At 31.2% G+C, this 13,318-nt stretch carries 8 protein-coding genes; 7 read left to right on the top strand and 1 reads right to left on the bottom strand.

Going from position 1 to position 13,318, the window contains the following annotated elements:
- Positions 1 to 201: 201 nt before the first annotated feature.
- The 7 genes from V9L05_RS19315 (at position 202) to V9L05_RS19285 (ending at position 11,813) form a co-directional block, all read left to right on the top strand.
- Positions 202 to 729, top strand: a complete 528-nt coding sequence (locus V9L05_RS19315; protein ID WP_338813539.1) for a hypothetical protein — start codon at positions 202 to 204, stop codon at positions 727 to 729.
- Positions 730 to 838: 109 nt separating this feature from the next.
- Positions 839 to 1,465 (top strand): hypothetical protein, encoded by a 627-nt coding sequence (locus V9L05_RS19310; RefSeq protein WP_338813537.1) that lies wholly within the window; start codon positions 839 to 841, stop codon positions 1,463 to 1,465.
- Positions 1,466 to 1,483: 18 nt separating this feature from the next.
- A complete protein-coding gene (locus V9L05_RS19305; protein WP_338813535.1) occupies positions 1,484 to 2,182 on the top strand; it encodes a hypothetical protein in 699 nt (232 codons plus the stop codon).
- A 230-nt stretch (positions 2,183 to 2,412) separates the two neighbouring features.
- On the top strand, positions 2,413 to 3,120 hold the full coding sequence (locus tag V9L05_RS19300) for an ATP-binding cassette domain-containing protein (protein WP_338791805.1): 708 nt from the start codon (positions 2,413 to 2,415) through the stop codon (positions 3,118 to 3,120).
- A 72-nt stretch (positions 3,121 to 3,192) separates the two neighbouring features.
- Positions 3,193 to 7,389: a TIR domain-containing protein gene (locus V9L05_RS19295; RefSeq protein ID WP_338813534.1), complete on the top strand. Its 4,197-nt coding sequence runs from the start codon at positions 3,193 to 3,195 to the stop codon at positions 7,387 to 7,389.
- Between the two features lie 195 nt (positions 7,390 to 7,584).
- Positions 7,585 to 8,703, top strand: coding sequence for a 4Fe-4S dicluster domain-containing protein (locus tag V9L05_RS19290; RefSeq protein ID WP_338813533.1), 1,119 nt, complete (start codon positions 7,585 to 7,587; stop codon positions 8,701 to 8,703).
- A gap of 491 nt (positions 8,704 to 9,194) precedes the next feature.
- Positions 9,195 to 11,813, top strand: coding sequence for an immunoglobulin domain-containing protein (locus tag V9L05_RS19285; RefSeq protein ID WP_338813532.1), 2,619 nt, complete (start codon positions 9,195 to 9,197; stop codon positions 11,811 to 11,813).
- A gap of 99 nt (positions 11,814 to 11,912) precedes the next feature.
- Here V9L05_RS19285 and ald read toward each other — a convergent pair whose 3' ends face one another.
- The gene (ald, locus tag V9L05_RS19280) at positions 11,913 to 13,043 is read right to left on the bottom strand and encodes an alanine dehydrogenase (protein WP_338791809.1); all 1,131 of its coding nucleotides are present in this window, start codon (positions 13,041 to 13,043) and stop codon (positions 11,913 to 11,915) included.
- Positions 13,044 to 13,318 lie beyond the last annotated feature (275 nt).

Below are 13,318 nucleotides of genomic sequence, written 5' to 3'. Positions count from 1 at the left end.
TGTTCTTTCTTAGTACCTTTGTGGATCAATTTACTAATTTATTTTGCTTTATGATTAGATAAAATAGTCAATCTCTACTTTTTCTCATTTATAAAATAGATTTTTAATACAATAAATCCTTTTATTACAAATTAATTATGTTGGTTCTACTAACTTTTAATTCGTAATTTTTAATTCGTAATTCGTAATTGGTTTAGCTATATGATAAAGTTTGTAAAATTTATTTGGATGCTCTCTATGCTTGCTGTGATGGGTGTTCTTTTATATGAAAATGTAATTCTTCAACCTCCTGTTACTATCAAAATTGATGATGTAGGAGGCGTTTTTAATCTTAGCAAAAATGGTTTTTTCTATCTTTTTTTAGCTGCCATTGTTGTTTTTAATGGAATTCTTCTGATTTTAGGAACTGTTATTCCTACCTTACCTGAAAAGTTTTTGCCAATTCCGAAACGTAATTTTTGGGCAAAAAATCAGACTACACGTCGTATGCTTCTAAATAATTTTAAACTTTGGATAAAAGGAGTAGGAATTTTTATCAATCTTTTCATAATGATTTATTTAGTGGCTATTCAGATTGAAAATGGCGCAACTCCTAAATTTCCTTTCGATGCTTCTATTTTATCCACTATAGTTTTGGTACTTTTAGTAGGTTGGTTACTCTTATTTTTTGCTTGGTTTGGAATGAATAAAACGGCTGCTGAAAAGGTAAGAGTAGAAAAACAAAATTAAAAGCGATAAAAGACTAGAATTAGATTTGATTTCGTTTTGGCACAATAATTTGATTATAGATTCCATATAATCAAATTATTTCCTATCAAAATCATTATTAAAATCAACTATGAAAATTAGAAACACTAAAACAATTAGAGAAAACGCATTAAAAACAACTTCATTTGCTTTCTTATTATTAATCATTTTTTCAGCATTCAATTTTGCAGGACAAATGCCTGATAAATACAAAAGAAAACGAATTGGCGAAGGTGTAACTCTTCTAATTCCTGATAATTTTGTAGAAATGTCTGATGAAGAAATTGCAACAAAATATTTTACTCCAAAGAGACCTTTAGCTATTTTTAGAAGTCCAGACCGAAAAGCTGAATTAGGTATCAACTCAAGTATTTTTGAGTGGGGAGAAGTAGGCTTGGAAAGTGAAATAAATATGGAACTTTTGAAAGGTTTTTATAAAGGAGCGATTGCAAATTCGTTTTATGAGAAAATAAAATTCTTAAACGAAGGTGAAATTATCAATATTGGAGACCGAGAAGGTGTTTTGTTTGAGTTTATTGGAGCAATTCCAGAAGACCCAAATGCTATTATTAACAAAGGTGGAAAATCTCGTTATCATCAAGTTTTGTACAGTGTTTATAACGGAAAAGTGCTTATCGTTAATTTTAGCGTTACTGGAACAGATTATACCTACTGGCAAGAACACGCTACAAAAATGGTAACTTCTGTGAAGATTTAATTTTCTAAATAATTTTGAATGAAGACCAATTTTAAAGCTGTTGCTGAAGAAATTTTAGGCAGAACAATTTCTACTGAGGAAGGTATAGAGATTTCAAAAATTGAAGCTCAAGAAAAAAACATTGAAATTTCTATTCCTTCCTCTCTAAAAGAATTTTATGCTACTTTAGGGAATATTCCTTTATTTGTAGATGGATATCAGCATTTTGCAACTATTGAAAAACTGTTTGTAAAAGATGATAAATTAGTTTTTTTGGAGGAACATCAGTCTGTTGTATATTGGGCTGTGGATTTGAAAAATGATTTTACTATTCTTCAAACAACAAATCAAGATTTTACAAAAGACATAGAATGGTTTGAAATGGATTTTGAACTAGATACATTTCTACTGATGAATCTTTTTTTTCAATGTGTTATGTCTGATGAAAGTTATCACATAAAAGCAAAAGGTGGATTTGAATATGCAGCTTCTTTAGATAGTGAAGAATATAATCGAAATAAAGTCTCTAAAAATTTCATTGATACTTTGAGTATTCATTGGGAAGAAGTTATTAATCAAGATAATATGACTATTTATTGGAATAAAAAGCTAAATGAAGAATCTATAATTATGTATTTTTCTAATTCTGAAAATAAAGAACTTGAAATAACTGCTTGTACAAAGAGTGAACATTTTTTAGATAAATTAATTGATGACTATGGATTTTATCAATTATAGAAATATAAAAAAATATTCTCTGATTCCTAATACTGTGTAACGAAAATTTGTTTGTATTCTCTTGTGTGTTCAGTTCCTCAGAACTGAACAGAACGCTTCCTCAGAAGCGTGATTCAAACAAACAAATCACGCTTCTGAGGAAGCATTTCATTCAACTCTGAGGAGTTAAACGCACAAAAAAACATTGCAAAACTTTTGAAGTAGTGTAATAATTTATAATCCAGAAAAAAATGACAAAACCTTTTTCAGTAGCCAGTATGCAAGAAGTGCTTTTAGCACAAGAAAGTCGAACTATTTTTCAAAATGTGAATTTGGAAGTAGCTAGTGGCGAATTTGTTTATTTAATAGGAAAAACAGGAAGTGGAAAATCTACTATTTTGAAGGCGTTGTATGCTGATTTGCCTGTCGAAAATGGAGAAATTGTAGTGGCTGGCTATCGTGTCAATCATTTAGAGTCTTCTGAAATTCCGTTTCTTAGACGAAAAATAGGAATTGTTTTTCAAGATTTTCAATTATTTACAGACCGTAGTGTTTTTGAAAATCTAGCATTTGTAATGCAGGCAACAGGTTGGACAGATAAAGTAGCCATTCAGCACCGAATAGACCAAATTTTGAAACAAGTAGGCATCGACGAACTTATGTACAAAATGCCTCATCAGCTTTCAGGAGGAGAACAGCAACGTGTTGCCATTGCTAGGGCATTACTCAACGACCCTTTAATTGTTTTGGCAGACGAACCCACAGGAAATCTTGACCCAACTATTGCAAATGATATTTTGAATGTTTTTGTTGAAATCAATAAAACAGGAACAGCCGTTCTTATGGCAACACATCATCACAATTTCTTAAAAAAACACCCTGCACGAGTTTTTTATTGCGAAGAAGGAGAAGTAAAAGATATTGATAAAAGTTTAGTTATCAAGAAAATGACCGATTAGAAGCTTTTTTTCGATAAACTCATTGTTTTCTTTCTCAAAAGTGAGTATTTTCAAAAAAAACAAAACTTACTTATGAGCAATATTACTCCTCCAACTACTTTAGATAAATTAGAAGATAGCCTAGATACTCGTTTTAATGATGTTTTTATTTCGTATGGAAGAGCCGAATCAAAGGCTTTTGCTACTAAATTATGCGAACAGCTTACTGAAAAGGGCTATAAAGTTTGGTTTGACCAAAATAACATTCCTTTAGGTGTAGATTTTCAACATCAAATCGATGAAGGTATAGAAACGGCTCACAACTTTATTTTTGTGATTGCTCCTCATGCTGTAAAATCTCCTTATTGCCGAAAAGAAATTGATTTGGCTCTAAAAAGAGGAAAACGAATTATTCCAATTCTTCATATCGAACCTACTACAAAAGAAGTTTGGGACAGGATGCACCCTGCTATTGGAAAAATAAATTGGGTGTATATGCGTCAAAAATGGGAAGAAAATAAAGACCAAACAGAATATGAAAACATTGATGATTTTGATACAGGTTTTAAAGGTGTGCTTTCTTTATTAGAGCAGGAAAAAGAATATGTACAAAGGCATACAGAAATTCTTTTTAGAGCCATTGAATGGGAAAAGAATCATCACAATTCGATGCACTTATTGGTAGCCAATGAAAGAAAACAAGCTGAAGAATGGCTATTTAATCGTTTTGATTCTACTCAACCTCCTTGTTTTCCTTCTGATTTACATGCTCGTTTTATTTCAGAAGCGAAAAAGAATGCAAATAACCTTCAAACGGATGTTTTTATTGCTTCTGCCGAAAAAGAAAAAGAAGGCAACAGCGTGACAAGAGGGCAAGTTATTTATATGCTTGCTTTGTATGGATATACCTCTTGGACACACGTAAACGACCTAAATTCAGGTGTTGATTTTCATAAAGCTATCAAAAAAGGAGTAGAAGGAGCTGATAATTTAATTTTTCTGATTACAAAAGAATCTTTGGAGTCAAAATATTGTATAGAAGAATTGGAATACGCTATTTCTTTGAATAAGAGAATTATTCCTTTACGTTTAGAAAAAATAGATGAAAGTGAGTTTCCTCTCATTTTGAAAGATATTCAATACATAGATTTGACAGATAATAGGGAGGGTATAACTCTTTCTAAAAATGAAAAAACTGATTTTGAAAAAGATATAGATGAACTTTTAGAAATTCTTGACAACGACAAAGAATATATAGAGCGTCATAAAATTTTGCTTACGCAGGCTTTAAAATGGGAGCGTCAAGATAAAAATGCTTCTATGCTTTTGCGTGGACATAACTTAGAACAAGCTAAAATATGGCTAAAGATTGGTCAAAAAAGAGAAACACAATTGCCTCTATCTATTCACGAAGATTTTATAAAGGAAAGTCAAGCCAAAAGTAGTTCTGAGCGAACAGATGTGTTTGTTTCATATTCCAGAACAGATGGAGATATTGCCAGAAAGATAAATGAGAGTTTACAGATTGCAGGAAAAACAACGTGGTTTGACCAAGAAAGTATTGCATCAGGAGCAGATTTTCAAAAAGAAATTTATGAAGGAATACAAAATGCTGATAACATAGTCTTTATTCTTTCGCCTGAATCTATTTTATCGCCTTATTGTGCTGACGAGGTAGAATATGCTCAAAAATTAGGAAAGCGTTTTGTCACTTTATTATATAGAGAAATAAATACGGACGAATTACATGGTGCACTTTCGGCTGTTCAATGGATAGATTTTAGAACAAATACTACAAAATTTGATAATCAGTTTACCGAAATTTTGCGCACCCTTGATACAGATAGAGAACACGTACAGGCGCATACAAAATGGCAAAATGAAGCAATGGAATGGGCTTATTTTGATAAAAACAATGATTTTTTATTGCGTGGAAATGAGCTGCTACTTGCAAATGAATGGATAGAAGGAGCAAAAGAAAATCAAAAAATTCCTTTAGTTACTCAACTGCAAGAAGAGTTTCTAAAAGAAAGCCTAAATCAAGAGGGAAAAGTTAAACGAGCTATTGAAAGAAACAAGCAAATTGCTATTGCAGCAGTAGCAATTATATTGGCTGTGGCAATGCTTGCAGGTTCTCAGTGGTACAAATCCTACAAACATCAACAAGAGTTAGCTATCAAAAATTTAGTTTTTGAGTCTAAGGATATGTTAGAAACTTCGCCTGATAGAGCCTTACAACTTGCCCATGAAGCCTATAAAGTAAATGAAAAAGTTTCATTAGTAGCAGTAAAAAACCTATATCATATAATAGAAGACGCAAATATTTTTCCTACTGATGAGCCTATTTTTACAGAACTAAAAGCAGAGGATTCTATACTATCAGTCGTTTGGGCTACAAATAAATCTCGTTTTATTACAGTGGGTCATGATGGGTTAAGTTTGTTTAATGGACAGGGACAGTTTATCAAAACTATTACAGATAATAAATCAAATGACTATCAAAGCAAAATCAATAATCTTTCTCTATTAAATGCAGAATTAGAGGGAGATTATACTCATCATCAAAATATTATAGAACCTTGTTTTGTAGCCATATCAGATGATGGAAATTATATCATAACTCATTCTGATGATGATAAAATTAGTTCTTTTGACAAAAACGGCAATAAAATCAGAACTATTCGAAAAGATAACATAACACAACAAGACATTAAGCTAAGTTTTATAGAATTGAATGATAGTCTTTTTAGTGTAGCAATAGAAGGAGGAATAAATACTTATTACCCAACAGGATTTACACTTTTCGATACATTAGGAAACAAAATCAGTTATTATAATGGAAATGATATTGATTGGGATTCTCAAGACAAACTCTATAAAAAGATAAAAAATATATGGCAACAAAAAAGAGGAATAAAGTACCTTGAGAAAACTATTATTGATAGAAAGACAAGTTTTATACTTGAAGAGCATGTTTTGATAAATGACGAAGATGATGCTTGGAGACTCGTAAAAGATAAAAAGAAGGATTCTACTATTATCACTTATGGCTTTCCTAAATACACTCGTTTTTCATACCTTGACTCTAATTATGCAGTAGCTTATAATTATAATACAGCCTATATTTTTGCTTTTCCTAGTAAAATACAATCTACTTTAGAAAAAATACCTCCCTTGTCTGCTGAAGAAAAAATACATTATCAAGTAGCTAAATTAGATGATTATAGACAAGTACCAGCAGAGGTAGCTGATATGATAGCTAAAGGAATTTTATTTTTGACTGTCTTTTTAATGAGTATTTTGGTATTAAACTATATGAATATGCTCTTTTTAGCGCAAAAATATTTCAAAATTATTATTTACTTATTTGTTGGTTTCTTTATTGGAGTAGGATGGTTTTTCTTTATTATGACGGATAATTATATTATTCCTGTGGCATTTTCTTCTGGAATTTCTTTAATTATTGCAGGAGCATTTTTTGGAATACAATATTTAAAAGGAAAACTCTACTTCAATGGCATTCTTTATACAATAGTAACTGTTTTTTTAGCTATATTTTTACTCTTACTATTTCATTATACAAATCGTGCTGAAGGCTTTACCAATACGCTTTCTAAGGCTTTTGGAGGAGTAAATATTTTTATATGGTTAGTGGTAGGTATTACGTGGTTTGCCACTGAAAAAGCAGCTAAAGAATTTTCTCAACGCAACTTCAACTATTTTGCTGATTGGATAGGAATTTTAGTTTCCACAATTTCATTTTTTATTGTTTTTTCTATAACAAAATTATCCTTTGAAAGTGATTTATCTACTTATTTTGTTTTATTAATTTTTCCGTTTATCTATCTTTTAAGAACTTTAATTCATCAATATGTATTATATACCTATCAAAAAGCCAAATATAGCCTAACTATTTTGAAAATGTACATTCCTGCTATTATCCTAGGAGGTTTCTTTTTGGTGGGAGTAGTTATAGAACTAAATGGAGGAACTGGAGGAGGTTCAAATTATTTCCTTATAATTTCTAGTTTTTTATTACTGTTTTATATCTTTATTTTATATATATTTACTATTTTTGTTGCATTTAAGCAAAAAGACAAATTAAATTTAATTACTAATTTCTTCTTTTGGTGGACGGTACTATTACTTATTTTTGTAGTGCCTTTCGGTGATTTAATAGACACACCTCTATTTTATATCTTGTTTTTTATTATTTGGCTTACTCCTCTTGTTTGGCAGTTATACAAATTTTTCAAAAATATAAACATCAAAAAGAAACAGTCATATTAGAATAAAAAGGCTATTTCACAAAGTATGATATTTTGTATCATGTTTTATTTTTTTGGTAAATTATCGTTGGGGAAAACACGGGGAGAACACCAAGAATGACAATACTTAGCTGTTGTCAGTGTCTCTGCCAACGACAAATAAACCTATCCTACTTTTTACAACACCACCAAAATAAATAATAAGATAATCTTAAAAATGAGCAAAGAAAGCAAAAACACCTACTGGAAAGACCTAAAAGAAGCCACTCAAACAACAGCAAAAGGTTTGAGTATGACATGGGAGCATTTTCAAAAATCTATACAAAGTTTAGCTAAAACAGAAAACAACACAAGTGGAAATGCAAATGCTGCCAAAAATCAACCTTTTGATGCTACTGATAGTTCAAATCTAGGAATTGTAACAAATTTGTATCCTCACGAGATGATGCCGATTCCTGATAACGGAAGATATAAACTGCATAATGAAATTGAGGATTGTATTGTCTGTAACAAATGTGTGGAAGTGTGTCCTGTAAATTGCATCGAAATTGATGCTATTCGTGGAACTGAGCAAGTGGGAAGAGCTTCTGATGGTTCGCCCATTCGTTTTTATGCTGCCAAGTTTGATATTGATATGGCAAAATGTTGTTTTTGTGGATTGTGTACAGTTGTTTGTCCGACAGAATGCCTAACCATGACCAAAGAATTTGATTTTAGTGAAACTGATATAACTAAGATGAATTATGAATTTGGAAATCTTACTCAAGAAGAAGCGACTCAAAAACAAAGAGAATGGGACGATTTTCAAGCTGAAAAGGCAATTAAAAAAGTAGTCAAAACAACTGTTTCTAAACCTGCTCAAAAAATAAAAATAACTCCAACAGTTCAGTCAGAAGAAGATAAAGCAATTAAAAAACCTACTATTAAAATTAAAAAAATTGCTGCACCATTAAAAACAGAACAACAAAAAGAAGAGAAAAACACAAGCGATAAAGCTAAGATAAAACCAATTAAGATAAAATTACCTATAAAAAAGCAATCCACAGAAAACCAAAATCTATCTTCTCAAAATGAAGCAAAAAAAGAAAAAGAGAAGCAAGAACCAAAAATTGAGCAAAAAAAAATAATCAAGATAAAAATTCCCAAATCTACAAATTCAAATAAGCCAACAAATGAAACTCAAAAGTCTTTGGAAAGCAAAAAAAACATCATAAAGATTAAATTACCCAAACAAAAATCTAAAAATCAAGTTACTAAAATAGATACAGAAAAAAAATTACCAAAATTAGAAGACCCTTCTGAAAACGGTAATAATTCTGATTTGGAAAAAGAATAAGACTTCATTTTTTATGTAAATTTGTCACAATTAAAATTTGCGTCAAAGCCTATACATTTATTACTTATATTAAATAATTATGCTTTTTAGTTATTATTTTTTTATAATATAAGTTAACAAATATTTTTTTTTCTAAATATATACCAATACAAACTATATTTATATACTCTATACATTATATCAAAACAGTTCGCTTTTAGAACAGTAACCTATAAAAGATATTGTACGTTATCAGAACTAAAATAGATGGCTCTTCCGACTTTTTAGCGAAACATTGTGTGTTCAGTTCCTCAGAACTAAAAAAAACGCTTCCTCAGAAGCGTTTCATTCGTTTTTGAGAACGGTGTAACCCTCAGCGAAGCTAAAACGAACGCACACCCTTTTATAATTTCGCTAAATTGTCGGAAGAGCCAAATAGATTTTATTATATATAATTGGTATGCTTTCTTTCTCTATCTATTTTTTTACTATCATTTTATTTCTATTATTTTATGAACACATCTACTATTTACAGGATTTATCTCCTCATTTTTTTTACTTTTTGTGTACATATTGACTTTTGTTATTCTCAAAACACATTCCAACAACCTGCTAGTGTAGTATCTGGAGGAGGAGAAGCAAGCAGTTCGGGTAACTTTCAAAACTTTGGTGTACTAGGTGAAGCAATTGTTTCTCCTCAAATTGGGAATGATACTTTTTCTGGTCAGTTAGGTTATATTTACATGACAGGTGCAAATGAGCCTTATTATATTGGCAGAAACGACTCGCTTATTTTAGTCGATATTTATACTAGAACTGGAGGAGATAATTGGTTTGTTTTGTGGGATTTGACTACTCCAGTTTCTACTTGGCAAGGTGTTGAGATAGCTTATGGTTCTGTTGTTACATTAAATTTAAATGATAATAATTTAACAGGAACACTTCCTAATTCAGTTCGTAATTTTTCTAGAATCAATGAATCTAATTTTCAGATGAATATTGGAAGTAATAGATTAGATTTTGGGTCAGCAGAAGGCTTTATCAATATAATTCCTTCCTTTATATATTCTCCTCAAGCAAAAATCTATGCTCCAAAAGACACTACTATTCTACAAGGTGAATCAGTTACATTTTATTCAGAAACTGCAGGGAATTTTAATCGCTATCAATGGTTTAAGGACAATACAATTTTAGCAGGACAAACAAACTCTACTCTAACAGTCACAAATGTAACTCCAAATGATGCAGGAGCATATTATTGTAGAATAACAAATACACAAGCTACACAACTGATTTTGCAACGTCATACAATTAGCCTAAATGTAGAAGGTTTTGTAGATATATTTGATTCATTAGCATTAGTAGAAATTCACGACCAAACAGGAGGAACAAATTGGATAAACCCTTGGAACTTAAATAATCCAGTTGCTACTTGGGAAGGTGTAACACTAAGAGGAAATAAAGTAAGAGAATTAGATTTATCGAAACGTAACCTTACAGGAAATCTCCCAGAGGTTTTTGATGCAAATTTATTTTCAGAACTACGCTACTTGAGCTTTTTTGATAATAAACTGGAGGGACAAATTCCTATCACAATAGGAGAACTTGCCCAACTTACTTATCTAGACCTAGATAAAAACAACTTTGAAGGTGCTGTTCCATCTTCTTTTGGCAAACTCACTACTCTTCAAGCTCTTTGGCTTTCAAGAAATAATTTAGATGCTTTACCTACTGAAATTGGTAATTTGTCTAGTCTACAAAATCTTTATATCAATGATAATAAATTTAGCTCACTTCCTATTACTTTAGGAAATTTGAGTGAATTATTAGTTCTTAATGTTAGTGATAATGACCTTTCAGAACTTCCAAACTCTATTACAAACCTTGTAAAACTGAGAGAATTGTATGCTAATCGTAATTTTATTGCTAATTTACCAATAGCAATGAATAATATGAGTGCTATTACTATTTTAGAAGTAAATACAAACCAACTAACATCTCTTCCTACTGAGATTACACAGTTATCTAATTTAGGTGTACTGCGTGTGTCTGAAAACAGCTTAGAATTTGATGATTTATTGCCTTACGCAAATCGTAATTTACAATTTTTTGATTATGCTCCTCAAGCTCTTATCAATGAAGAACAAGATATTTTAGCAACTGTCAATCAATCTATTTCTTTTAGTGTCCAGACATTAGGAAATGGAAATGAATATCAATGGTTAAAAGATGGACAAGATATTTCTACACTTCAAATGCTAACACTAAATAGAGTACAAATTTCAGATGCAGGAATTTATACTGCCTTTGTTACCAATCCAGCTCTACCAAAACTTACACTTCAAAGAAGAAAAGTTGTTTTGAATGTAGAATGTGTTGAAAATGCAACTTTTGAATTGAACCAACCTCAACAAACTGTTTTTTGTGAAGCTCAACCGTTTGGATTACAACTAGAAATTAATTCAGATTTTGCAGGAAGTCCAAAAATTCGTTGGAGAAAAGATGGTGTTATCTTAGCTTTTGCTAATGAAAAAAATTATACTGTAACCCAAGCAGGAAAATACACAGCGGAAGTTACAACAGCAGCAGGCTGTACAGCTCGTTCGAATGAAATAGAAATCATAACACTACCACAACCTATATTATCCATTGAATTAGTGGATAATACTTTCTTTACCAGCTCTGTAACAAGCACAGAATCAATAAGCTACCAATGGTTAAAAGATGGAGAAGCTATCGAAAATGCTTTTGAAGAAACATATAAACCAACAGAAGACGGAGAATATAGTCTTTTAGTTATTTCCGAAGTAGGTTGTAGTTCAATTTCTTCTAGTATAATTTTCAATCGACAAATTACTGCTATAGAAGAACCTATCGAACTTCGTAGTCTTACTTTATTTCCAAATCCCAATAATGGTATTTTCTTTGTAGATTTTGGAACTACTTATCCAAATGGAACGCCTAAATTTACATTAATTGATGCTATTGGAAGAGAAATTGATTTAAAAGTAGAATATATATCTTCTAGTCGTTATAAAATTTATGTAGATAAACTGACAGGAGGAATGTATCAGCTTAAAATAGAAACTGTAGATGGTGCAGCTTTAAGAAAATTTATTCTTTCTGAATAATTTTGACTAAAATTAGAAATATATAGGCTATAAAATAAGCCATTCTATCAAAAAGATAAAATGGCTTATTATAATTTCTCAGAGTCTAAAATGACAAGATTAGTGAGCCATTTCTTTCTCAAATACAGTATTTACATCTACATAAGGTAGCTCAAATGCTTCTGCTACACCTTCATATACTACATCGCCTTTAACGATATTAAGTCCTAATAATAATTCTTTATTTTCTTGACATGCTTTTACCCAGCCTTTATTTGCCAATTGAATAGCATAAGGGAAAGTTGCATTTGTAAGACCAACAGTAGAAGTATAAGGAACAGCACCAGGCATATTGGCTACACAATAATGAACTACATCATCAATAATATAAGTAGGGTCACGGTGTGTAGTTGCTTTAGTAGTTTCGAAACAACCACCTTGATCAACAGCTACATCTACAAGTACAGTTCCTGGACGCATAAGTTTAAGCATTTCACGAGTAACTAAGCGAGGAGCTTTTCTACCAGGAATCAAAACAGCACCAATAATCAAATCAGATTCTTGAACTGCTTGTTCGATATTATATTGATTTGACATGATAGTTGTTACATTCTCAGCCATAATATCATCAAGATGACGCATACGAGGCAAACTAACATCCATAATAGTAACACTTGCACCCAAACCAGCAGCCATTTTTGCAGCCTGTGTTCCTACAATTCCACCACCCAAAACGAGCACTTTTGCAGGCTGAACACCAGGTATTCCACCCAAAAGAATACCACGACCTTTAATTGGTTTCTCTAAATATTTTGCACCTTGTTGAACCGACATACGACCAGCTACTTCAGACATTGGAATAAGAAGAGGTAAAGAACGGTCAGCTTGTTCTACTGTTTCGTAAGCAATACAAACAGCCTTTGCTTCTATCATTGCTTTTGTAAGAGGTTCAGAAGAGGCAAAATGAAAATAAGTAAATACAACTTGATTCTCTTTAATCAGTTTGTATTCAGGCTCAATTGGCTCTTTTACCTTCATTATCATATCTGCAATTGCATATACTTCTTCGATAGTAGGCAATATTTTTCCACCTACACTCTCATACAAAGCATCAGGAAAACCACTTCCAATACCTGCCCCTTTTTGGATATAAACAGTATGTCCGTGATGAATAAGTTCGGCTACTCCACCGACAGTAAGAGCTACACGACTCTCGTCGGTCTTGATTTCCATTGGAACACCAATAATCATAATTTTGTGTGTTTTTATAAATGTGTTGTAATTAGTCTTTGAATCAGAGTTTGAATAAACAAAGGATTAAAAATTCGAATTACTAAAATAAATTTCAGGTTTTTTCTAACTTAGCACAAATATAATTTTTTGAAAGCAAATAATCCCTCTTTTTCTAAGTTGCTGTTTAAAAAAAATCAAAAAGATAATTTCTATAAATGATTTTATCGTTGAAGTGGTTTTTGAAATTGGTTAAGGATAGGCTTTTTACACATTTTTTTTGTTGGGGTCACTAC

Source organism: Bernardetia sp. Wsw4-3y2, assembly GCF_037126295.1.
In the GTDB taxonomy this organism is placed as follows: Bacteria; Bacteroidota; Bacteroidia; order Cytophagales; family Bernardetiaceae; genus Bernardetia.
The sequence above is the reverse complement of the archived record's forward strand: the minus strand, read 5'-3'. Positions and strand labels throughout refer to the sequence as shown.